Below are 23,176 nucleotides of genomic sequence, written 5' to 3' on the forward strand. Positions count from 1 at the left end.
CTAGCTGTCCAACTGACGGCTGAGGATGGTGGCGAACTCGTCGGCAAAGGCCTCATAGCTGGCCACGATGCGGTCGGCATCGGCACTCAGCTTGTTGTAGAAGATCACCGCCGGAATCGCCGCGAGCAGGCCCAGACCGGTCGCCAGCAACGCCTCGGCGATGCCCGGTGCCACCACGGCCAGATTGGTGTTCTGCTGCTCGGCGATATTGATAAAGGAATGCATGATCCCCCAGACCGTGCCAAAGAGCCCGATGAACGGCGCGGTAGAGCCCACCGTCGCCAGCACCTGCAAGCCGCTTTGCAGGCTCTCGGATTCCTTGGCAATCGCCACGTCCATGCTACGGTCGATCCGCGCCGTCGCCCCGGCGATCAGCGCGCCATCGGTGCGGTGACTGCGCCGCCATTCCATCATGCCCGCCGCGAAAATCCGCTCGAAATGCCCGTCGGGCTCGGGTCCGATCTCGTCAAACAGCCCATCGAGCGGCTCGCCCGACCAGAACCGCCGGTCGAAGATCTCGGCCTCGCGCCGCGCCTTGCGATAGGTGATCAGTTTCTGGATGATGATCGACCAGGCCCAGAACGAGGCCACGATCAGCAACAACATCACGAGTTTCACAACGAGGGTGGAGCGCGCGAACAACGCCCACATGGAGAAATCCATCTCCTGTGCCAATGCCAGGGTTTCTGCTTCCATCTGCCTGCTCTTTATAGGTTTGGCCGGTTTTCCCGCCTTATTGGGGGCGAACTTACCCTATTTCCAGAGGGAAAGCCAACATATCCGCATCAAAACAGGCGTGATCGCACCGATCAGTGAAGTTGCAGGCGGATATTCGCCGGAAGCCGCGCTGGCTGCCCCGCCTCATTCACGCAGACCACCGTCACCAGCGCCTGAAACAGCCGCGTCGCACCGCGCGTGACCACCTGTTCCATCACCAGCCGCGCGCCGGTGACCTGCACCGTGCGCGTCTCGACCTCGAGCGTATCGTCGAATTTGGCAGGCCCCAGATAATCCGCCTCGACCCGGCGCACCGCGAAAATCACCCCATCGCGCTCGCGCATCGCGTTCTGATCTATCCCCAGATCACGCACCCACGCACTGCGCGCACGTTCGATGAACTTGAGGTAGTTGGCGTGGTAGACGATACCGCCCATATCGGTATCCTCGTAATAGACGCGGACGTGGAAACGGTGGGTCATGGCGGGCACTCCTTGGTCGCGCGGACCCTATGCCGCGCCTGCACGACAGACAAGCACCATCAAATGGCTGCCAAGCCGCTCAAACTGAGATAATCTGCCCGCATCATGCCCAGCCTCTGCCGCGATTGCCTGACCCGATTCGACGACGCCCGCCGCTGCCCCGCCTGCGGCAGCCCGCGCGTCGCGTCGCATCCCGAACTCTGGGACCTGTCGATCGCGCATATGGATTGCGATGCCTTCTATGCCAGCGTCGAGAAACGCGACAACCCGGATCTCGCCGACAAGCCGCTGATCATCGGCGGCGGGCGGCGCGGCGTGGTCTCGACCGCCTGCTACATCGCCCGCATACGCGGTGTGCGCTCGGCCATGCCGATGTTTCAGGCGCTGCGGCTCTGCCCCGAGGCAGTGGTCATCCGCCCCCGGATGGAGGTCTATGCGGACGTGTCGCGCGCCATCCGCGCGATGATGCTCGACCTCACCCCGGCGGTCGAGCCGCTCTCGCTCGACGAGGCGTTTCTCGATCTCACCGGCACCGCGCGGCTGCATGGCGCGCCCCCTGCCGTGATGCTTGCCCGTCTCGTCCGGCGGATGCGGGATGAGTTGGGCGTGACCGGCTCCATCGGCCTCAGCCATAACAAGTTTCTCGCCAAGATCGCCTCGGATCTCGACAAGCCGCATGGGTTTTCGGTGATCGGCGCAGGGGAAACGGACGAGTTCCTGCGCGACAAGCCCGTCAGCCTGATCTGGGGCGTCGGTCAATCGACCTTGAAGGCACTGAACGGCGCGGGAATCCATACCTTCGCCGATCTGCTGCGCTGGGAACAGCGCGACCTGATCGCGCGCTTCGGGTCGATGGGCGACCGGCTCTGGCATCTCGCGCGCGGGCAGGATCGTCGGCGCGTCGCCGCCAACGCGCCGGTCAAGTCGATCTCAAACGAGACCACGTTTTCCGAGGATACCGCCGACCTCGACCTGCTCGACGGGCACCTGTGGCGGCTGTCGGAAAAGGTGGCGGACCGGGCCAAGGCCAAGGGCATCGCGGGCCGTGTCGTCACGCTCAAGCTCAAGCGCGCCGATCATTCGCTGCTGACCCGCCGCCAGAGCCTGCGGGACGCGACGCAAATGGCCGACACGCTCTACCGTGCAGCGCGCGCGCTGATGGATCAGGTGCCGCAGGGTGCCGCCTACCGGCTGATTGGCGTCGGGCTGTCCGATCTCGTGCCAGAGGACGGCGCCGACCGCTCCGGCGACCTGCTCGACCCGCAAGCCGCCCGCCGCGCCGAGGCGGAACGCGCCACGGACGCAATCCGCTCGAAATTCGGGCCGGATGCGATCCTCAAGGGACGGGCACTGCGGTAGGGCACGTGGGTGGGTTTGGCCTGAGGCGGACCTTGGCCGTTATGTCCCTGCGCGAAACGCGGCCGAAGGCCGCCGCGCATCGCCGTGCCGCCCCCCGGCGCGGCGATTTGGCTGCAACCTGCTCTGCGCTTAGATGTTTTTCGGGCTGGCTGGCATAAAGCACTGCCAAACTAGCGTAGGATCGCCACACTGCGGCACGACGATGCGCGGCTCACGGCAATGTCGGCTCAAGGCCAAAAAGCCACCCCTTACTCCGCCGCCAGCGGCACCGCGTCCGAACGCCCGATATCGGCGATCTCGCGCACCACGTCGCGCATCAGCCGCCGGAACGCCTCGAAATTCCCGTTCGGCCGGATCAGCCGCTCATTCATGTAAAGCGAGCGATCAATCTCGATCTGCACCGCGTGCCGCCCCCGCGACGGACGCCCATATGCCTGCGTGATATAGGCCCCGGCAAACGGCGAGTTGCGCGTCACCACCAGCCCGGCCCGGGTGAACACCTCCTCGATCCGGTCCACCACCGCGCCATCTGCGGTAGCCCCGAACCGGTCACCCAGAACGATCTCGGGGCGGCGCACACCGCGCCGCGCAACCGCATCCATCGCCTCATGCGGCATCGAATGGCAATCCACCAGAATCGCCTCGCCGAACATCAGATGCGCCTGATCAAGCTGCCCTTGCAACGCCGTGTGATAAGGCCGCCAATAGGTCTCGATCCGGTGCCGCGCCTCGACCATGCTCAGCTTGCCGGAATAGATCGCCTGCCCGTTCGCCACCACCCGGGGAATCACCCCCAGCCCCGAGGCCACGCGCGGATTGTGCCCCTGACGGCTCACCCCCTCGATCAGCGCCGGATCAAGCTCGTCCGCGCTGCGGTTGAGATCGACATAGGCGCGCGGCGCACCCGCCCGGATAAACGGCGCGCCCGCACGCGGCGCACAATCAAACAGCTGATCGACAAACGCATCCTCGGATGAGCGCACCGAATGCTCGTTCAGCGTGGTGCGCCGCAGGAAAGTCCAGGGGTAATCGCGCCCACTATGCGGCGAGGCGAACACCACCGACGTGGTGCGCCGCTCGGGATGGGTCAGGTGATAGGCGGCCTTCGGCATGCGCGCTCCTCTTGAAAGTCATAATAGACCTAAATTGCGCATCTAAAAGCCCTTGATCCCCTCTCCGACTCCTTTTATAGACCAGCGAACCGGCGCGGGCTTCCGCGCCCCTATTCGTTGGGGCGCAAGGTCTGACTGGCATTCATGGGCGATTAGCTCAGCGGTAGAGCACTTCGTTGACATCGAAGGGGTCACAAGTTCGAACCTTGTATCGCCCACCATGAATTCACTGTTTCGCACCCCGCGGAACACCCGTAACCCAAGGCGCTGGCCCGCGCCACGACAGACAGGAGACGACCATGAAGGTTCGTAATTCGCTGCGTTCGCTCAAGAACCGGCACCGCGATTGCCGTGTCGTGCGCCGCAAAGGCCGCGTCTACGTCATCAACAAGTCGCAGCCCCGGTTCAAGGCCCGCCAGGGCTGACCCCGGCACCCGGTGCAACCGCACCCGGCAGAAATCGAAACCCCGCCCCCGACTTGGGCGGGGTTTTTCTTTGGCGCGCCCGCCACATGCCCTTGCCGCGCGCCGCGCGCTGCGCTTAGGTGGCGGCGATCCTGCGACACATCAGCCAGAGGCCGCCCGTTGACCACCCCCCAGAACATCATCGTCATCGGGGCCGGCATCTGCGGCCTCAGCTCCGCCATCTGGCTGCGCCGCGCGGGCCACGCGGTCACGCTGGTGGATCGCGACTATCCCGGCGCGGGGGCGTCGCAAGGCAATGCCGGGCTGCTCGCACAATGGGCCATCGTGCCGGTCAACACCCCCGATCTGATCCCCACCGCGATCAAATACCTCAGCAACCCGCGTTCGCCACTTTTCCTGCAATGGTCCTACCTGCCGCGCCTGCTGCCGTGGCTGTGGCAATTCACCCGCAACGCCACCCCCGAGGGCACCCGCCGCATGGTCGAGGGGCTGATCCCCATCGTCGGCGACAGCATCGATCAGCACCGCGCGCTGGTGCGCGGAACCCCCGCCGAGAAATGGCTCGCCACCAGCGATTTCGCCTATGCCTATCCCAGCCGCGCCGCTTTTGAGGCCGACAGCTACGGGTGGGAGATGAAGCGCGCCGCCGGGCATATCCCCGAACTGATCGAGGGGGCGGCAGTGCAAGAGGTCGAGCCGATGCTCGGGCCCGCCACGCAGTGCCTTGCCCTGCTCAGGGATCACGGTCATATCCGCGATCCGCTCGCCTACATGGCCGATCTCGCTAGGGTTCTGCAATCCGAGGGCGGCCACTACCGCCGCGCCGAGGTCCGCGACATCACCCTCACCGATGGGCGCATCACCGGCGTGGTGACGGATCAGGGCGCGCTGCCCTGCAATACCGCCGTTTTGGCGGCGGGCATCTGGTCGAAACCGCTGATGCGCAAGCTTGGCCTCAAGGTGCCGCTCGAGGCAGAACGCGGCTATCACCTGCATTTCCAAAACCCCTCGCAGATGCCACGCCACCCGCTGATGATCTCGACCGGCAAATTCGCGGTCAACCCGATGGCCCACGGGCTGCGCTGCGCAGGCACGGTGGAACTGGGCGGCATCACCAAGGGGCCGTCGCGCGCGCCGCTCGATCTCATCCGCCGCGTCTCGGCGCAGGTCTTCCCGGGTCTGACCTATGACAGCGTCGAGGAATGGATGGGCTTTCGCCCCTCCACCCCGGACAGCCTGCCACTGATTGGAGAGATTGGCGGCACCGGCGTGCACGCCGCCTTCGGGCATCAGCATATCGGTCTGACAGCAGGGCCCAAGACCGGGCGGCTCATCGCCGACATGATCGCCGGACGCCGCCCCAATATCGACCTCGCCCCCTACGACGCCAACCGCTTCAGCTAAGCGCACCCGCGATCTTCAAAAGATCGCGGACCGAAATCTTTTCAAGATTTCGGCACCCCTCACTCGTAGCTGCGCAGATCCTCGATCACCTTGCCGTCATTGGGCAGGCTGCCCGGCGGCACCACCTCGATCCGGCCCTTGAGCTTGAGCACCTCGCTCACCGCCCCGGCATAATGATCGGCCTCGCCGCCGGTGGCCTCGATCCGCACGGTCATCACATCCGCCTCGCCCTCGCGGCTGGCAATGACGCGGGCGCGTGAAATCGTGTCATGCCGCGCGACCAAAGCCGCCACCTGTTCGGGGCGCACGAACATGCCCTTGATCTTGGTGGTCTGATCGGCGCGGCCCATCCAGCCCTTGATGCGCATGTTGGTTCGGCCACAGGGGCTTTCGCCTTCCATCACCGCGCTCAGATCGCCGGTGGCGAAGCGAATGAGCGGATAATCGGGGTTGAGCGTGGTCACCACCACCTCGCCCACCTCTCCGGGGGCGACCGGGTTGCCGGTGCCGGGGGTCACGATCTCGACGATCACGCCCTCATCCACGATCATCCCCTCCTGCGCCGCACTCTCATAGGCGATATTGCCCAGATCGGCGGTGGCATAGCATTGCAGGCATTGAATCCCGCGCTCCGCATATTCCGCGCGCAAGGACGGGAAGAGCGCACCACCCCCCACCGCCGCCTTGGTGATCTTGAGGGCCAGCCCCATCTCCTCGGCCTTGTCGAGAATGACCTTGAGGTAATCGGGCGTGCCCGCATAGGCGGTGACGCCGACATCATGCGCGGCGCGCGCCTGCAACTCGGTCTGGCCGGTGCCCGCAGGCAGCACCGCCGCCCCCACCGCCCGCGCGCCGTTCTCAAAGATCATGCCCGCAGGCGTCAGGTGATAGCCAAAGCAATTCTGCACGATATCACCCTGCCCCACGCCGCAGGCATGCAGAAACCGGCCCATCCGCCACCAGTCATGGCTGACGCCACCCGGCTCATAGATCGGGCCGGGGGACTGAAAAATATGGGCGAATCCTGCGGCAGGCAGCCCGGTCAGCCCGCCAAACGGCGCTGCCGCGCCCTGCGCCCGCCCCAGATCGGATTTGCGCAACACCGGCAGCGCCGAGAGCGCCGCCGCATCCGTGATCCGCTGCGCCTCCACCCCGTCCAAGGCCCCATTATAACCCGGCAAGCCTTGCGCCCGCGCGATCTGCGCAGGCAGGTCGCGGGCCAGCGCCTCGGCGCGGTCCGCCGCGCTGCGGGTCTCTTGGGCGTCGAAATAGTCGGTCATGCCATCATCCTCTGGCGTGGGTCTCGGGAAATGCGAACAGGCTCACGCCAGCCAGCGCTTGCGGCGGCGATAGCTGCGCACATCGCGAAAGCTCTTGCGCCCCTCATCCGACATGCCGAGGTAGAATTCCTTGACGTCGGGGTTCTCGCGCAGGTCCTTGGCGGGGCCGTCCATCACCACCCGGCCCGATTCCAGAATATAGCCGTAATGCGCGAACCGCAGCGCGACGTTGGTGTTCTGCTCAGCCAGCAAAAAGGTATAGCCCTGCTGTTCGTTGAGCGATTTCACGATGCTGAAAATCTGCTCCACCAGCTGCGGGGCCAGCCCCATCGACGGCTCGTCCAGCAGGATCGTCTCGGGGCGGCTCATCAGCGCGCGCCCGATCGCCACCATCTGCTGCTCCCCGCCCGAGGTATAGCCCGCCTGTGACTTGCGGCGTTCCTTGAGGCGTGGGAAATAGTCATAAACCATGTTCAGATCGGCATCGATATCACCGCGCGAGGCCCCCCGCGTATAGGCCCCGGTCAGCAGGTTCTCCTCGACGGTCAGATGCTCGAAGCAATGCCGCCCCTCCATCACCTGCACCACGCCCTTTTTCACCAGATCCGAGGTCAGCAGATCCTGCACCCGCTCGCCGCGATAGTGGATCGTGCCCTTGGTCACCTCGCCGCGCTCGGATTTCAGCAGGTTCGAGATCGCCTTCAGCGTCGTGGTCTTGCCCGCCCCGTTGCCACCCAAAAGCGCTGTGATCCCGCCCTTGGGCACGCTCAGGCTCACGCCCTTGAGCACGAGGATCACGTGATTGTAGATCACCTCGATATTGTTGACCTCGAGAAGGGTCTCATCGGTCTTTCCCGCATCCAGCATCAAAGCTCTCCGTCGCAGACAGACAGGGACCGCCCCGCCTTCATCTTTCCAAAAATACTCAAATCGTCCGGCCGCCACCCCGTGCGGCGGCCGGACAGTGTCACATCACCTCAGCAGCCCGGCTCGATCCCGTTCTCTTCGGCAAACTGCGCCGAATCCTCGGCCACCAGCTTGGAGATGATCTCCTGATCCGACTGGTAATAGTCAGTGATCAGGGTGAATTCACCGGCCTCGGCATCCCATTGCGACACGGCACCAAAGCCGTTGCCCCCGTGGTTCTCACAGGACACCTTGAACTCCGGCCCGAAGTTGGGCAGGCCCAGCGCCGCCATCTTCTCTTCGGTCATCTCCAGGTTCTCCATGCCGTCACGCATCTGGGCGGCATTGACCGCACTCACGCCGTGCATCTCCTGCGCGGTCTTGATCGCCTCGGCGGCCAGCATCGCGGCATACATGCCCCGGTTATAGAGCACGCTGCCGATCTGATCGCCCGCACCCGCAGCATTGCCGGTCCCCACGACATGTTCCTGAATGTCCGCATAAACCGGGTAATCGTCGCCCAGGTTGTGGAAGGTCAGCGCCTTGTAGCCATCGGCCCGGTCGCCCGCCGGTTTCACGTCATTCTCAGAGCCCGACCACCAGATGCCGATGAACTGATCCATCGGAAAGCGGATGTTCACGGCCTCCTGGATGGCGACCTGGTTCATCACGCCCCAGCCCCACATGATCACGTTGTCAGGCTTCTCGCGACGGATTTGCAGCCATTGCGATTTCTGCTCCTGACCGGGATGGTCGACCGGCAGCAGCATCAGCTCAAAGCCATGCTTTTCGGCAAGGTTTTCCAGCGTGCGAATGGGCTCCTTGCCATAGGCCGAGTTGTGATAGACCAGCGCGATCTTGCGCCCGCTGATATCGCCGCCATTCTCGTTCAGGACATGGGTGATCGCGTGGCTCGCCCCGTCCCAGTAGTTGGCGGGATAGTTGAACACCCACTTGAACACCGCGCCATTCTTGGCCGAGGTGCGCCCGTATCCCATGGTATGAAGCGGGATACCATCGGCGGTCGCCTTGGGGATCAGCTGATAGGTGATACCGGTCGAGAGCGGCTGATAGACCAGCGCGCCGTCGCCCGCGTTCTTGGTGGCCTCGTAGCACTCCACGCCCTTCTCGGTGTTGTAACCGGTCTCGCATTCCACGAGGTTGATCATCTCGCCGCCGATACCGCCATCACGCTCGTTGAGCAGGGTAAAGTAGTCCTGATACCCGTCCGAGAACGGAATGCCGTTCGCGGCATAAGGCCCGGTGCGATAGCTCGTGTCGACGATGGTCAGCTCGGCCAGCGCCGGGCTTGCCGCCATCATCGCGACGGCTGCGGCCGTCATCAGTTTCTGTCTCATCGGTATTATCCTCCCTTGGTTTTTATCCGATGTCTCGTCTTGAACGCAGCCTCCCGCGCCCAATTCCGTCACCCCGCCCTAATGCGGGAAGGGCCAAAGTCTCAGCTTCTCCTTGGCCACGCGCCACAGTTGCGCCAGCCCGTGTGGCTCCGCGATCAGGAAGATGATGATCAGCGCCCCGACGATCATGAACTCCAGATGCGCCGCCAGATCGGTGGGCCAGCCAAGCCCCCCCACCAGCGTGTTCTTCAAGAGCACCGGCAACAGCACCAGGAACGCCGCCCCGGCAAAGCTGCCGAAGATCGAGCCTAGCCCGCCGCTGATCACCATGAAGAGGACGAGGAACGACTTGTTGATGCCGAACGCCTCGCCCACCTCGACCGCGCCGAGGTAAACGGCAAAGAACAGCGCGCCCGCGATGCCCACGAAGAAGGACGAGACGGCAAAGGCACTCAGCTTGGCCTTGAGCGGGTTCACCCCGATGATCTCGGCGGCGATGTCCATGTCGCGAATGGCCATCCATTTGCGCCCCGCCATGCCGCGCGTCAGATTGCGCGCGATGATCGCCGAGGCGACAACAAAGACGAGGCAAAAGAGATAGGCCGCCCAGGGGGCCGTTTCGGCGCCGGTCACCGGCACACCGAACATGGTGCGCTCGGGCGCGCTGATCTGCCCCGAGGCCGAGTAGTTGTAGAACCACGGCACGCGGTTGAAGAGCCAGACCAGAAAGAACTGCGCCGCCAATGTCGCCACCGCCAGGTAAAACCCCTTGATCCGCAGCGATGGCAACCCAAAGAGCACCCCCACCCCGGCCGTGATTCCACCTGCGAGGATGATATGGATGAAGATGCTCACCTCGGGAAAGCCGGTCATCAGCTTGTAGACCGCATAGGCCCCCACCGCCATGAACCCGCCGGTGCCAAGCGACACCTGCCCGCAATAGCCCACGAGGATATTGAGACCGATCGCTGCGATGGCATAGATCAGGAACGGCAGAAAGACCGCGTTCACCCAATAGTCGTTGATGACGAAGGGCACCACGGCGAAGGCCGCAACCAGAACCACATAATAGCGATAGCGGTCGAACTTGATCGGAAAGGTCTGGCTGTCGTCGGTATAGGAGGTCTTGAAATCCCCCGCCTCACGGTAAAACATTTCAGAGTACCTCCCCATGAATCTCGTCGTCGTCGCGCTTTTGCGCGCGGTTAGCGGGCTTGGCATAGCCCGTTGCCTCGGTGTGGCGCACCAGCCAGAAATAGGCGAGCATGCCCACCCCGCCGCCCATAGCCGCAAGAACGGCGGCAATGACCATCTGCCCGGTATTATCGACCTGCGCCGAAAGCGCGAGATAGCCGAATGACCAGAACCCGGCCCAGGCGATCACGTTGACGATAGCAATCAGCTTCTGCATGACCCTCACACCCTCTCGATGATCTTCTCGCCGAACAGGCCCTGCGGCCGGAACACGAGGAAGATGAGCGCCAGCACATAGGCGAACCAGATTTCCGTGGCGCCGCCCAGATAGGGCGCACCAATCAGGAACTCGAACAGCTTTTCACCGACCCCGATGATCAGCCCGCCGACAATCGCCCCGGGGATCGAGGTAAAGCCGCCCAGCATCAGCACCGGCAACGCCTTGAGCGCGATCAGCGAGAGCGAGAACTGCACCCCCGATTTGGTGCCCCACATGATGCCAGCGACCAGCGCCACGAAGCCTGCCAGCGACCACACCATCACCCAGATGAACTTGAGCGAGATCCCCACCGACAGCGCCGCCTGATGGTCATCCGCCACCGCCCGCATCGCCCGGCCATGTTTGGAGAACTGCGCGAAGAGCACCAGCGCGATCACCAGCAGCGCCGCCACGAACGTCGCCCACAGATCGAGATTGTCGATGAAGAAGCCATAGCCGAAGATATTGTAGGTCACCTCGTCGATGACGCTGTTGATGCCCTGCGGCAGGCCGACATCCAGCTTCTTGATGTCAGATCCCCACATCATGTCCCCGAAGCCTTCGAGGAAATAGGCCAGACCAATCGTCGCCATGAAGAGGATGATCGGCTCCTGCCCGACAAGATGGCGAAAGATGAACTGATTGACCGCCCAGGCCAGCGCCACCATCACCACCATGGTCAGCAGGATCGCGCCCAGCGCGGGCACCGTCCATCCGAAATGATGCACCTCGGTGCCAAAGACCGCGTTGATCAGGTGACTGAACGGCACCTGCCCCTCCATGATCCCGACCAGCGTCAAGGCCGCGAAGAGCGCGAGCACGCCCTGCGCAAAATTGAAGATGCCCGACGCCTTGAAGATCAGCACGAAGCCAAGCGCCACCAGCGCATAGAGAACACCGGCCATGAGCCCGTTCAGGAACACTTCCATTCCCCAGATAAACTGCTCAGGCATGGCGCAAGCCTCCGTTTTTCGTGTTGTCCTGCGACACCGACGCAATACCGACGCAATACCGACATGTTACCGATGTGGAATAATCAGTCATGCGCCACCCCCAGATAGGCGTCGATCACCGCCTGATTCTGCCGCACCTCATCGGGCGATCCGTCACCGATCTTCTTGCCGTAATCCATCACGACCACCCGGTCGGAGAGGTCCATGACCACGCCCATGTCATGCTCGATGAGGGCAATCGTGGTGCCGAATTCGTCATTCACATCAAGGATAAAGCGGCTCATGTCCTCCTTCTCCTCGACGTTCATTCCCGCCATCGGCTCGTCCAGCAGCAGGATCGACGGCTCGGCGGCCAGCGCCCGCGCCAGTTCCACCCGCTTCTTGAGACCGTAAGGCAACCGCCCCACCGGGGTCTTGCGGATATGCTGGATTTCAAGGAAATCTATCATCTTTTCAACGACTTCACGGTTCTCGACTTCCTCCCGCTCGGCCTTTCCCTTCCAGATCGCCTGAGACAGCAGCCCCGCGTTCATCTGCCGGATGCGGCCCGTCATCACGTTGTCGAGCACCGTCATCCCCTCAAACAGCGCGATATTCTGAAAGGTGCGCGCGATGCCCTGCCGGGCGACCTCATAGGGCTTCATCGTCGGACGCTTGGCCCCCTTGTACCAGACCTCGCCCTCCTGCGGATGGTAAAACCCGCTGATCACGTTGAGCATCGAGGATTTGCCCGCCCCGTTGGGTCCGATAATCGCCCGGATCTCGCCCTCGCGAATGTCGAAACTGATATCCTGGATCGCCACCACCCCGCCAAAGCGCAGCGTGATATTTCTCATTTCCATCACCACCCCGCCGATCTTGCGACCGTCCTCGGTGGTGTATCCATCAGGTGTCATATCGTTCATTCCGCCGCCACCTTTGCTGTCTCTACCGGCACCACCGCCGCGTCGCGTATCTGGAGAGTGGCGCTGATGCTGCCCTTGCGCCCATCCTCATACGTGACCTCGGTCGTGGTATAAATCTCACGAGAGCCATCATAGAGCGCACCCAGAAGATCCTCGAATTTCTCGGAAATCACGCCCCGGCGCACCTTGCGGGTGCGGGTCATCTCGCCGTCGTCGGCATCGAGCTCTTTGTGCAGCACAAGGAAGCGATGCACCTGGCAATGCGACAGCATCGGATCGTCCGAGAGGCTGCGGTTGACCTCTTCCACATGGCTCTGGATCATGTCGAGCACGCGCGGATTTCCGGCCAGTTCCTGGTAAGAGGCATAGCCGATATTGTTGCGCTCCGCCCAGTTGCCGACCGCCGTCAGGTCGATATTGATGAAGGCAGTGCACTGCTCGCGCTGATGCCCGAACACCACGGCCTCAAGGATGTTGGGATAGAACTTGAGCTTGTTCTCGACGTATTTCGGCGCGAACATCTGCCCGTCGGCCATCTTGCCGACATCCTTGGCGCGGTCGATGATCCGCAGGTGGCCCGAACCGTCCTCGAAAAAGCCCGCATCGCCGGTGGCAACCCAACCCTCTGAATCCTTGGTCTTTTTCGTGCTTTCCTCGTTCTTGTAATAATACTCGAACGTTCCCGGCCCGCGATAGAACACCTCGCCGGTGTCGCTGATGCGGATCTCCACGCCCGGCGCGGGCACGCCCACAGTGTCGGAACGCACCTCGCCATCGGGTTGCAGGGTGATGAACACGCTGGCCTCGGTCTGGCCGTAAAGCTGTTTGAGGTTGATGCCGAGCGAGCGGTAGAAATCGAAGATTTCCGGCCCGATCGCCTCGCCCGCCGTATAGCCCACCCGCACCCGGCCAAGGCCAAGCGTATCCTTGAGCGGGCCGTAGATGAACAGGTTGCCAAGCGCGTATTTCAACCGGTCCATCCCGCCCACGGGCTTACCATCAAGGATCGCCGGCCCGACCCGACGCGCATGCGCCATGAAGTAATCGAATAGCCATTTCTTGAGCTTTCCCGCATCCTCCATCCGGATCATCACATTGGTCAACTGCGTCTCGAACACCCGCGGCGGCGCAAAATAATAGGTCGGCCCGATCTCGCGCAGGTCGGTCTGCATGGTCTCGGGGCTCTCGGGGCAATTGACGCAGAACCCGCACCAATAGGCCTGCCCGATGGAAAAGATGAAATCGCCGACCCATGCCATCGGCAGGTAAGCCAGGACCTCTTCGTCGCGGGTCAGCTTGTCGAACTCCGACGAGGATTTTGACGCCTCGATGATGTTGCGATTGCTCAGCACCACGCCCTTGGGCTTGCCGGTGGTCCCCGACGTATAGAGCATCACACAGACGCTGTCATAGGTCAGCTTTTCGCGCCGCGCCTTCAGGTCCTCGATCCATTCGTAATAGGCCGCGCGGCCTTGTTCCTGGATGTCGATATAGCGATGCAACTTGTGATGGTCGTATTTGCGCAGGCCCCGAGGGTCCACATAGATCATATGTTCAAGCTGGTGCAGCCCCTCCTGCACCTCGATCAGCTTGTCGACCTGCTCCTGATCCTGGACGATGGCAAAGCGCGCGCCGCAATGATCCATGACATAGGCCATCTCGTCGGCGGCGGCATCCTGATAGAGCGGTACCGGGATCGCCCCCACCGATTGCGCGGCCACCATCGACCAGTAGAAATGCGGCCGGTTGCGCCCGATGATGGCGATGAAATCGCCCTCGTTCACGCCAAGATTGATAAGCCCGAGCGCAAGCGCCTCGATCTCCTTCTCGGCCTCGGCCCAGGTCCAGCATTGCCAGATGCCGTATTCCTTTTCGCGGTAGGCGGGTTCATCGCCAAACCGCGTGGCGTTACGTTGCAAGAGCGCCGGAACGGAATCCATCCCGTCCGTCGCCTGTGACGGCTGTGCCAAATTTTATCCTCCCAATCGTCCGCCTGAACGGACCTCCGACCGCCTTGGGGCGATTCTCCTCTCCTCAAAGGGTGCGGGAAACACGCTCGCCGTCAACTTTTTCCTGAACATTTCGCAATCCTTACGAATTGTAACAGGCGCATATACAGCCTTTGCGCCCCCGGGATCCAGTGCTAGCCAAGGATCAGGAGGAGAGATGAATGAGCCCCAACCACGCCGACCGTGACGCCATGACCATGGCCGGGCTGAACCTCATTCAGCAGGCGCTCACCATCTATGACCGCGATCTGCGGCTGGCCGTCTGCAACCGGCGCTTTCAGGAAATGTTCGCCCTGCCCGATTGGCTGGTGACGCCGGGGGCCGATTTCTCGGACACGATCCGTTATCTGGCCACACGCGGCGATTATGGCGATGTCGGCAATGTCGACGAGTTCGTCGCCACCCGCGTTGAGATCGCCCGCGCGTTTGAGCCGCATTACATGGAACGCACCCGCGCCAATGGCCGCACGATCAGCGTCGAGGGCACGCCGCTGCCGCAGGGCGGTTGGGTCACGGTCTATACCGACATCACCCGCACCAAGCGGCAGGAGGCGCTGCTGCGCGCCCGATCGGAGGAGTTGTCGGATCAGTTGCTCAGCTATTCCGAGGATCTCTCCGCCGCCAACCGAGAGCTTGAGGCGACGATCACTGCGCTGGAAGAGGCCAAGCGCCAGATCTCCGAGGCCGAGGCGCGCACGCGGCTGACCGCCGAGATGATGCCCGCCCATATCGCGCATGTCGGCCCCGACCGCCGCTACACCTATTCCAACCGGAGGCTCACCTCGGTCATGCCCGGCTCACGCGCCGATCTGATCGGGGTGCACGCGGCCGAGGTTCTGGGGCCGCAACCCTGGTCGGTGATCGGCCCGGAACTGGACAAGGCCTATGCCGGGCAGGCGTCGGTGTTCGAGTTCACCCACGAACCAAGCTCGCGCCGCATCCGCGTCGCCCTCACCCCCGATCATTCCAGCGGCGGCGTCTATATCCTGTCGATGGACATCACCGAGGAAAGCCAGACCCGCGCCGCCCTGCAACAGACAAGGCGCCGTGAGATGGCGGCGCAGCTGACCAGCGGATTAGCGCATGATTTCTCGAATCTGCTGACGATCATTCTGGGCATGCAGTCGCGGCTTGGCCGGATGGGCCTGCCGCAAGAAGCGCGCGAGCTGATCGACGCCACGCTGGCCGCCGCCCGGCGCGGCGGCGGGCTCCTGAACCGGATCGCCGACATGACCGGCCCGCGCGAGCATGAACCGGTGCCGACCGATCTCGGGGCCTTCCTCGGCGATCTAGAGACGCTGGCGCGTTCTGCCCTGCCCTCGGGCGTTACCCTGCGGATCGCCCGCGAGACGACCGAGGCCCGTTATCTGCTCGATGCAGGCATGCTGCAGGATTCGCTGCTTAATCTCATCCTGAATGCACGCGATGCCTGTGGCCGCAGCGGCCAGATCGCCCTGACGGCACGTACGATCCAGGACACCTGGCTGGAATTCATGCTCGACGATACCGGCCCCGGCTTCAGCCCCGAGGCAATGGACCACGCCCTTGATCCGTTCTTCACCACCAAGGGCGGCGAGGGCTCGGGGCTGGGCCTGTCGATGGTCTATGACATGACCAAGCTGGCGGGCGGGCGCATCATCCTGGGCAATACCGACACCGGCGGGCGCGTGGCCCTGCGCCTGCCGCTGCGTCCGGCAGGCGACGCACGCCCGCCCGGCCTCGTGCTGCTGGTCGAGGACAGCCCCGACCTGCGCAGCGCCCTGCGCGACATGTTGCGCGGCGCGGGCCATAGCGTGATCGAGGCGACCAGCGTGGAGGAGGCGACAACGCTCATCGCCGACCTGCCCGAGATTTCCGCCGTGCTCTCGGATATCGTGCTGGAAGGCGACCGCACCGGGCTCGATCTGGCCTCGGTGCCACGCGGGCCCGATTGCCCGCTTGTCCTGATGACCTCGCTGCCGCCCGACGATCCCCTGCACCGCGCTGCGGCCAGGCGCGTGCCGGTGCTGCGCAAACCCTTCACCGCAGCCCAGCTTGACGCCGCGCTGAATGCCGGAGACCGCCCATGACCGCACCCCCCGAAACGGCCCCGCTGGTGACTATCCTCGACGACGAACCGGCGATCCGGACGATGCTGGCCGATGCGCTGACCGAGGCCGGGTTTCGCACCATGGCCTTTGGCCGCGCCACCGAATTCGAGGCCGCATTGCGGCAGGCCAATCCCGATGTCTGCCTGGTTGACCTGTCGCTACCCGACCGCGACGGGCTGACCCTCGTGCACCGGCTGGCGCTCGAACAGGGCGCCACGGTGATCATCATCTCGGGCCGCGCGCAGGTGCAGGACCGGGTGACCGGGCTGGAACTGGGGGCCGACGACTACATCATAAAGCCGTTCGATCCGGCCGAGGTGGTGGCCCGCATCCGCGCCCGCCTGCGTCGCGGCACACCCGCCCCGCAGACCGGCGAGGTGGCGCGCTTCAACGGCTGGATCGCGCATTTCGACCGCTATGTGCTCGAGGACGAAAGCGGCACGGAAACCCCCTTTTCCCATGCCGAGGGCGAGGTGCTGCGGCTCTTTCTCGAACGCCCCAAGCGGCTGATCTCGCGGCACGCGATGCAGGAGGCGCTTGGCGGCGCGGCAGGCGAAAGCTTCGACCGCGCCATGGACGTGCGTATCTCGCGCCTGCGCACCAAGCTGCGCGAAGACCCCAAGAACCCCCGCCTGATCAAGACGATCTACGGCGCGGGCTATATCTTTCTGGGGGATGTCGACTGGGGATAAGGGGCTGTCATCCTCGGGCCCCGACCCGAGGATCTCTTGTCGAAAGATCGTCCGGTCAAGCCGGACGACGGCGCGGTCTAGATGATCAAAGCCGCGCCGCCGCCCCCGCCAGCACCTCCAGCCCGGCCACCAGATCGGCCTCGGCGGTGTCCTCGGCAAAGGCGTGGCTGATCCCGTCGATCGAGGGCACAAACAGCATCGCCGCAGGCATCAGCCGCGAGACATTGGTCGCATCGTGCAGCGCGCCCGACTGCATCTGCCGCCAGCGGCCCGGGGCCACGGCCTCGGCGCTGTCGCATAGCGCCGCGCGCAAACTCCCATCCATCGGCACCGGCTCCAGCCCCAGCATATCGCCGAAACTCAGGCCAAGCCCCATCTCTTCCGCCACCTCTGCGGCGGTATCGCGAATGATCTCCTCCATCCGGCGCAACCGGTCCGCGTCGCCGTCACGCCACTGCATGGAAAACACCGCCTGCCCCGGCACGATCGAATGCGCGTCGGGATGCAGCCGCACGTGGCCGATGGTCCAGACCGTCTGCGGCGTCACCACATTGCGAAACCGCTCGTTGATCAGGCTGTTGAACCGCGACACGCCCTGAAAGGCGTCGCGCCGCAGATGCATGGGCGTGGTGCCCGCGTGGTTCTGCTGGCCATCGAGCGTGATCCGCATGTCGCGAATACCGACGATATCGGTGACAACTCCCACCGCCTCGCCCGCCTGTTCGAGCCACGGGCCCTGCTCGATATGCATCTCCAGAAAGCCGCTGAACCGCGCGGGATCAATGAACTCGCCCGCCAGATGCGCCATGCCCGCGCGCGCCTCGGCAAAGCTCACGCCCTCGCGGTCGGTCTGCCGGTCGGCATCCTCAAGGCTCAGGTTGCCCGACCAGATCGCGCTGCCGGTGGTCACGCCAAAGCGCCCCTCCTCGTCCTGGAACGACACGACCGAAACGGGCGGCCCGCCCGCTTCGACGCTGGCGCGGGCAATCTCCAGCCCCGCGATGACACCAAGTGCCCCGTCGAGCCAGCCACCCTCGGGCTGGCTGTCGCTGTGACTGCCGATCAGCAGCGATTTACCCTCGGCCAGCCCGAAGAGACTGCCCACCGGATCAAACTGCGGGGTCAGCCCCGCCGCCCGCATCTCATCGGCCAGCCATTCCCGTGCGGCAATATCGGGCGCGCTGAAGGCCGGGCGCACCACGCCCTTGCCCACCCCCGCCGCGCCGAACTCGCGCAGCCGATGCAAATCGGCCAGAAATCTCTCGGGGTTCACGGTGATCATGTAGTCCTCCCTTCCAGACAGGGGCAGCCTACAGTCCCACGGGGCAGGTGCAACGCGATTCAGGAAAGGGGTAATGGTGCTGCTGGGGAGGATTGAACTCCCGACCTCACCCTTACCAAGGGTGCGCTCTACCACTGAGCTACAGCAGCACGTGGCGCGCTGATTAGACGCTAATGCCCCCTCGCGCAAGGGGTAACTGGACGGTTTTTGATGGCTCCTGTAAGACGGGCTGCATGAACAGGAAAACCACACCCGACAAGCCCGCAAAAAAGGGGCAGAGCCGCGAGGACAGGCTCAAATCGGCGTTGAAGGCCAATCTCGCGCGGCGTAAGGCGCAGATGCGCGCGCGCGGTGCGGATGAGGCAGACAAACCGAAAACCGGTGACAAGGACAAAGGGTAGAGCAGATGGATTCGATCGTCGTCACGGGCAATGGCCCTCTCAAGGGGCAAATCCCGATCGCGGGGGCCAAGAACGCCTGCCTCACGCTGATGCCAGCCACGCTGCTCAGCGAAGAGCCGCTGACCCTGACCAACGCGCCCCGCCTGTCGGATATCAAGACGATGAGCACGCTGTTGCAATCGCTCGGGGCGGAAGTGACGCAGATGCAGGGCGGCAAGGTGCTGGCGCTATCGTCGCATGCGCTCGACAATCACGTCGCGGACTATGACATCGTGCGCAAGATGCGCGCCTCGATCCTGGTCCTTGGCCCGATGCTGGCGCGCGACGGGCATGCGGTGGTGTCGCTGCCCGGCGGCTGTGCCATCGGCGCGCGCCCCGTCGATCTGCATCTCAAGGCGCTGGAGGCCATGGGCGCCGAACTCGACCTGCGCGAAGGCTATGTCCACGCCAAGGCCCCCGGCGGCCTGAAGGGTGGCACGTTCGAATTTCCCATCGTCTCGGTCGGGGCCACGGAAAACGCGCTGATGGCGGCGACGCTCGCCAAGGGCACGACCGTGCTCAAGAACGCCGCGCGCGAACCCGAGATCGTGGACCTGGCACAGTGCCTGCGCCGCATGGGCGCGCAGATCGAGGGCGAGGGCACCTCGACCATCACCATTCAAGGGGTCGACCGTCTGGGCGGGGCGACGCATCCGGTGGTGCCCGACCGGATCGAACTGGGCACCTACATGCTGGCGCCCGCAATCTGCGGCGGCGAGGTCGAATGCCTCGGCGGGCGGATCGACCTTGTGCAGGCGTTCTGCGAGCGGCTCGATGCCGCCGGTGTCTCGGTCGAGGAGACCGAAAACGGCCTCAAGGTCAGCCGCAAGAACGGCCGCGTGCGGGCCGTCGATGTGATCACCGAACCCTTCCCCGGCTTTCCCACCGACCTGCAGGCGCAGATGATGGCGCTGATGTGCACCGCCGAAGGCACCTCGGTGCTCGAGGAACGTATTTTCGAGAACCGCTTCATGCATGCGCCGGAACTGATGCGCATGGGGGCGCGGATCGACGTGCAGGGCGGCACCGCGACCGTCACCGGCGTCGAACATCTCAAGGGCGCGCCGGTTATGGCGACCGACCTGCGTGCCAGCGTTTCGCTCATCCTCGCCGGTTTGGCGGCCGAAGGCGAGACGGTGGTCAACCGGGTCTATCATCTCGATCGCGGCTATGAGAGCGTCGAGGAGAAACTCGGCAATGTCGGGGCGAAGATCGAAAGGATCAGCGGCCAATGACCGAAGACGCCAAATTCGAAGACGGGCGCGAGACACCGCTCAATCTGGGTGCGTTCGATGTCGATGATCTGCAGGTGATCTCCAGCCTCGCGCAGGATGCGGTCTTTCCGATCACCGAAATGACATGGCGCGCGGGCGAGCGGCGCTTTGGCCTGCTGCTCAACCGCTTTCGCTGGGAGGATCAGGGCCGCGAGCGGCACGCGCCCGAGCGGGTGCAATCAGTGCTGGTGGTCGAGAACGTGCTGCGCGTCGCGAGCCAAGGCATCGACCGGAATGACGCGGACACGATCCTGTCGCTGCTGTCGGTGAGTTTCGAGCCGACCGGCGACGGCGCGGGCCATCTGCTGCTGACGCTGGCTGGTGATGGTGCGATCCGGCTCGAGATCGAGGCGCTCGAGGTCACGCTCAAGGACGTCACGCGACCCTATCGCGCGCCGTCGGGCAAGGTGCCCCGCCACGACAGCTGACACCCGGTTGCAACCCTCGGATATTGAGTATTTTTGCCATAAAGAAACCCGGGGCTTGAGACACATTCACCCGCCCGCTATCTGCCTTGCCGAAAGGATCCGCCATGCCCCTCACGCTCGACGCCACAGCGCCCGATTTCGAGGCGCGGTTCACCGCCCTTCTGAGCATGAAGCGCGAAGACAGCCCGGACGTGGACGACACCGTCGCCGCCATTATCAAGGACGTGCGCGCGCGGGGCGATGCGGCGGTGATCGAGCTCACCGCGAGGTTCGACCGGCTGGAGCTGACGCCGGAGACCTTGCGCTTTTCGCCCGAAGAACTGTCGGCTCTGGTCGCGCAGGTGCCGCAGGCCGAACGCGAGGCACTCGAACTCGCCGCCGCCCGCGTAAGGGATTATCACGAACGGCAACTGCCCGAGGATGCAAGCTGGACCGAGGAAAGCGGCGCCGTGCTTGGCTGGCGCTGGACGCCTGTCGGCGCGGCGGGGCTTTATGTGCCCGGTGGCCTCGCCTCTTACCCGTCTTCTGTGCTGATGAACGCGATCCCGGCCAAGGTGGCGGGAGTGGAGCGGCTGGCCATCGTGGTGCCCACACCGGATGGCAAGGCCAATCCGCTGGTTCTGCTCGCGGCACAGATCGCGGGCGTGGACGAGATCTACCGCATCGGCGGCGCGCAGGCGGTGGCGGCGCTGGCCTATGGCACCGAGAGCATCGCGCCGGTGGACAAGATCACCGGCCCGGGCAACGCCTTTGTGGCGGCGGCCAAGCGGCGGGTGTTCGGCAAGGTGGGGATCGACATGATCGCAGGCCCCTCCGAGATCCTCGTGATCGCCGAAAAGGGGCAGAATGCCGACTGGATCGCGCTCGACATGCTGAGCCAGGCGGAACATGACGAGAGCGCGCAGGCGATCCTGATCACCGACGATGCGGGGCTGGCGCGCGACGTGGGCGCGGCCATCGAACGCCATCTGCAAACGCTGGAGCGTCGCGCCATCGCGGGCGCAAGCTGGCGCGATTTCGGCGCGATCATCACAGTGCCCGACCTCGCCAGCGCCGCCGCGCTCAGCAACCGCATCGCGCCCGAGCATCTGGAGCTTTGCGTAAGCGACCCGGACGCGCTGAGCCAGCAGATCACCCATGCCGGCGCGATCTTTCTCGGGGCCTGGACGCCCGAGGCCATCGGCGACTACGTGGGCGGGCCCAATCACGTGCTGCCCACGGCGCGCTCGGCGCGGTTCTCGTCGGGCCTGTCGGTGATGGATTTCCTCAAACGCACCACGCTGGCCAAGATGACACCCGAAGCCCTGCGCGCCATCGGCCCCGCCGCCGAGACGCTGGCCAAATCCGAGAGCCTCGAGGCACACGGATTGTCGGTACGCGCACGGCTCGATCATCTTAACGGGTGACACCGGGGGTGGCGGTTTGGTGCTTACAGGGTTGAAACAGCCCCTTTCGCCCATGCAGGCCGCCAACTATAAGGAAATCCGGCCCCCGACCGCCCGAGTCGCGGGGCAAATCTTCATTGGGGCGACAGGACAGTTACGTAAATGGCAATCTTCGACAGAATTCCCAGCCTCTTTTCATCGGACATGGCGATCGACCTGGGAACCGCGAACACGCTGGTCTATGTCAAGGGACGCGGCATCGTCCTGTCGGAACCCTCGGTGGTGGCCTACCACATCAAGGACGGTGTCAAGAAGGTGCTTGCCGTGGGCGAGGATGCCAAGCTGATGCTGGGCCGCACGCCCGGCAGCATCGAGGCCATCCGCCCGATGCGCGAGGGTGTGATCGCCGATTTCGACACCGCCGAGGCGATGATCAAGCATTTCATCCGCAAGGTGCACAAGCGCTCGACCTTCTCCAAGCCAAAGATCATCGTCTGCGTGCCGCATGGCGCGACCCCGGTCGAGAAACGCGCAATCCGCCAGTCGGTGCTGTCGGCCGGTGCCCGCCGCGCCGGGCTGATCGCCGAACCGATCGCGGCGGCGATCGGCGCGGGCATGCCGATCACCGATCCCACCGGCAACATGGTCGTCGATATCGGCGGCGGCACCACCGAGGTGGCGGTGCTGTCGCTTGGCGATATCGTCTATGCGCGCTCGGTTCGGGTCGGCGGCGACCGGATGGACGAGGCGATCATCAGCTATCTGCGTCGTCAGCAGAACCTGCTGGTCGGCGAGGCCACGGCGGAGCGCATCAAGACCTCGATCGGCACCGCGCGGATGCCCGATGACGGGCGCGGCACCTCCATTCAGGTGCGCGGGCGCGACCTGCTCAACGGGGTGCCGAAAGAGACCGAAATCAGTCAGGCGCAGGTGGCCGAGGCGCTCGCCGAACCGGTGCAGCAGATCTGCGAAGCGGTGATGACCGCGCTCGAGGCGACGCCGCCCGACCTTGCTGCCGATATCGTCGACCGGGGCGTGATGCTGACGGGTGGCGGCGCGCTTCTGGGCGATCTCGATCTGGCGCTGCGCGAACAGACCGGGCTGGCAGTGTCCATCGCAGATGACAGCCTCAATTGCGTGGCGCTCGGAACGGGCAAGGCGCTCGAATTCGAGAAACAACTGCGCCACGCGATTGACTACGACAGTTAACCCGCCCACCTTT

Annotated in this window: 22 protein-coding genes and 2 tRNA genes; 11 read left to right on the forward strand and 13 right to left on the reverse strand. The window is 64.3% G+C overall.

All coding sequences use genetic code 11. The features are described from left to right. Window positions 1-696, reverse strand: a complete 696-nt coding sequence (gene tolQ, locus RID11_RS18635; protein WP_350141774.1) for a protein TolQ — start codon at window positions 694-696, stop codon at window positions 1-3. A 113-nt stretch (window positions 697-809) separates the two neighbouring features. Further along, a complete protein-coding gene (gene ybgC, locus RID11_RS18640; protein ID WP_350141775.1) occupies window positions 810-1,199 on the reverse strand; it encodes a tol-pal system-associated acyl-CoA thioesterase in 390 nt (129 codons plus the stop codon). A 105-nt stretch (window positions 1,200-1,304) separates the two neighbouring features. Between ybgC and RID11_RS18645 the strand changes: the two genes are divergently transcribed. After that, complete coding sequence (locus tag RID11_RS18645; protein WP_350141776.1) at window positions 1,305-2,558, forward strand: DNA polymerase IV; 1,254 nt, start codon at window positions 1,305-1,307, stop codon at window positions 2,556-2,558. Between the two features lie 248 nt (window positions 2,559-2,806). Here the strand turns inward: RID11_RS18645 and RID11_RS18650 are convergent, their stop codons facing one another. Next, on the reverse strand, window positions 2,807-3,670 hold the full coding sequence (locus RID11_RS18650) for an N-formylglutamate amidohydrolase (RefSeq protein WP_350141778.1): 864 nt from the start codon (window positions 3,668-3,670) through the stop codon (window positions 2,807-2,809). 146 nt (window positions 3,671-3,816) lie between these two features. Between RID11_RS18650 and RID11_RS18655 the strand changes: the two genes are divergently transcribed. The 3 genes from RID11_RS18655 (at window position 3,817) to RID11_RS18665 (ending at window position 5,499) form a co-directional block, all read left to right on the forward strand. After that, window positions 3,817-3,891: transfer RNA gene (locus RID11_RS18655), tRNA-Val, on the forward strand. Between the two features lie 78 nt (window positions 3,892-3,969). Next, entirely contained in the window at window positions 3,970-4,095 is a 126-nt protein-coding gene (gene ykgO, locus RID11_RS18660; protein ID WP_050663377.1) for a type B 50S ribosomal protein L36, read from the forward strand. Window positions 4,096-4,254: 159 nt separating this feature from the next. After that, a complete protein-coding gene (locus RID11_RS18665) occupies window positions 4,255-5,499 on the forward strand; it encodes an NAD(P)/FAD-dependent oxidoreductase (RefSeq protein ID WP_350141780.1) in 1,245 nt (414 codons plus the stop codon). Between the two features lie 59 nt (window positions 5,500-5,558). Here RID11_RS18665 and RID11_RS18670 read toward each other — a convergent pair whose 3' ends face one another. The 8 genes from RID11_RS18670 to RID11_RS18705 form a co-directional block, all read right to left on the reverse strand. Further along, window positions 5,559-6,779, reverse strand: coding sequence for a phenylacetate--CoA ligase family protein (locus RID11_RS18670; RefSeq protein WP_350141781.1), 1,221 nt, complete (start codon window positions 6,777-6,779; stop codon window positions 5,559-5,561). 42 nt (window positions 6,780-6,821) lie between these two features. Further along, a complete protein-coding gene (locus tag RID11_RS18675) occupies window positions 6,822-7,646 on the reverse strand; it encodes an ABC transporter ATP-binding protein (protein ID WP_350141782.1) in 825 nt (274 codons plus the stop codon). Window positions 7,647-7,756: 110 nt separating this feature from the next. Further along, window positions 7,757-9,043, reverse strand: a complete 1,287-nt coding sequence (locus RID11_RS18680; protein WP_350141783.1) for an ABC transporter substrate-binding protein — start codon at window positions 9,041-9,043, stop codon at window positions 7,757-7,759. A gap of 78 nt (window positions 9,044-9,121) precedes the next feature. Continuing rightward, on the reverse strand, window positions 9,122-10,198 hold the full coding sequence (locus RID11_RS18685) for a branched-chain amino acid ABC transporter permease (RefSeq protein ID WP_350141784.1): 1,077 nt from the start codon (window positions 10,196-10,198) through the stop codon (window positions 9,122-9,124). 1 nt (window position 10,199) lies between these two features. Continuing rightward, entirely contained in the window at window positions 10,200-10,454 is a 255-nt protein-coding gene (locus tag RID11_RS18690) for a hypothetical protein (protein ID WP_350141786.1), read from the reverse strand. 5 nt (window positions 10,455-10,459) lie between these two features. Beyond that, complete coding sequence (locus RID11_RS18695; protein ID WP_350141787.1) at window positions 10,460-11,449, reverse strand: branched-chain amino acid ABC transporter permease; 990 nt, start codon at window positions 11,447-11,449, stop codon at window positions 10,460-10,462. Window positions 11,450-11,532: 83 nt separating this feature from the next. Next, the gene (locus RID11_RS18700) at window positions 11,533-12,354 is read right to left on the reverse strand and encodes an ABC transporter ATP-binding protein (RefSeq protein ID WP_350141788.1); all 822 of its coding nucleotides are present in this window, start codon (window positions 12,352-12,354) and stop codon (window positions 11,533-11,535) included. Beyond that, entirely contained in the window at window positions 12,351-14,294 is a 1,944-nt protein-coding gene (locus tag RID11_RS18705) for an AMP-binding protein (protein ID WP_350141864.1), read from the reverse strand. Before RID11_RS18705 ends, RID11_RS18700 begins: the two co-directional genes overlap by 4 nt. A 230-nt stretch (window positions 14,295-14,524) precedes the next feature. Between RID11_RS18705 and RID11_RS18710 the strand changes: the two genes are divergently transcribed. After that, entirely contained in the window at window positions 14,525-16,432 is a 1,908-nt protein-coding gene (locus tag RID11_RS18710) for a hybrid sensor histidine kinase/response regulator (protein ID WP_350141789.1), read from the forward strand. Beyond that, a complete protein-coding gene (locus RID11_RS18715) occupies window positions 16,429-17,145 on the forward strand; it encodes a response regulator transcription factor (RefSeq protein ID WP_350141790.1) in 717 nt (238 codons plus the stop codon). The genes RID11_RS18710 and RID11_RS18715 overlap by 4 nt, the downstream gene beginning before the upstream one ends. A gap of 85 nt (window positions 17,146-17,230) precedes the next feature. On the opposite strand, the gene RID11_RS18720 is transcribed toward RID11_RS18715, so the two are convergent. Continuing rightward, the gene (locus RID11_RS18720; protein ID WP_350141792.1) at window positions 17,231-18,427 is read right to left on the reverse strand and encodes a hydantoinase/carbamoylase family amidase; all 1,197 of its coding nucleotides are present in this window, start codon (window positions 18,425-18,427) and stop codon (window positions 17,231-17,233) included. Window positions 18,428-18,501: 74 nt separating this feature from the next. Next, window positions 18,502-18,576: transfer RNA gene (locus RID11_RS18725), tRNA-Thr, on the reverse strand. A gap of 84 nt (window positions 18,577-18,660) precedes the next feature. Between RID11_RS18725 and RID11_RS18730 the strand changes: the two genes are divergently transcribed. From RID11_RS18730 to RID11_RS18750, 5 genes are all read left to right on the forward strand, one after another. Next, complete coding sequence (locus tag RID11_RS18730; protein WP_350141793.1) at window positions 18,661-18,828, forward strand: hypothetical protein; 168 nt, start codon at window positions 18,661-18,663, stop codon at window positions 18,826-18,828. Between the two features lie 5 nt (window positions 18,829-18,833). Next, window positions 18,834-20,102, forward strand: coding sequence for a UDP-N-acetylglucosamine 1-carboxyvinyltransferase (murA, locus tag RID11_RS18735; protein ID WP_350141794.1), 1,269 nt, complete (start codon window positions 18,834-18,836; stop codon window positions 20,100-20,102). Further along, entirely contained in the window at window positions 20,099-20,569 is a 471-nt protein-coding gene (locus RID11_RS18740; protein WP_350141795.1) for a DUF2948 family protein, read from the forward strand. Before murA ends, RID11_RS18740 begins: the two co-directional genes overlap by 4 nt. A 104-nt stretch (window positions 20,570-20,673) precedes the next feature. Beyond that, complete coding sequence (gene hisD, locus RID11_RS18745; protein ID WP_350141796.1) at window positions 20,674-21,975, forward strand: histidinol dehydrogenase; 1,302 nt, start codon at window positions 20,674-20,676, stop codon at window positions 21,973-21,975. Between the two features lie 141 nt (window positions 21,976-22,116). Then, on the forward strand, window positions 22,117-23,163 hold the full coding sequence (locus tag RID11_RS18750; RefSeq protein WP_050663361.1) for a rod shape-determining protein: 1,047 nt from the start codon (window positions 22,117-22,119) through the stop codon (window positions 23,161-23,163). The last annotated feature ends 13 nt before the right edge of the window (window positions 23,164-23,176 follow it).

The sequence above is a fragment of the Roseovarius sp. genome, from assembly GCF_040219995.1.
Taxonomy (GTDB): Bacteria; Pseudomonadota; Alphaproteobacteria; order Rhodobacterales; family Rhodobacteraceae; genus Roseovarius.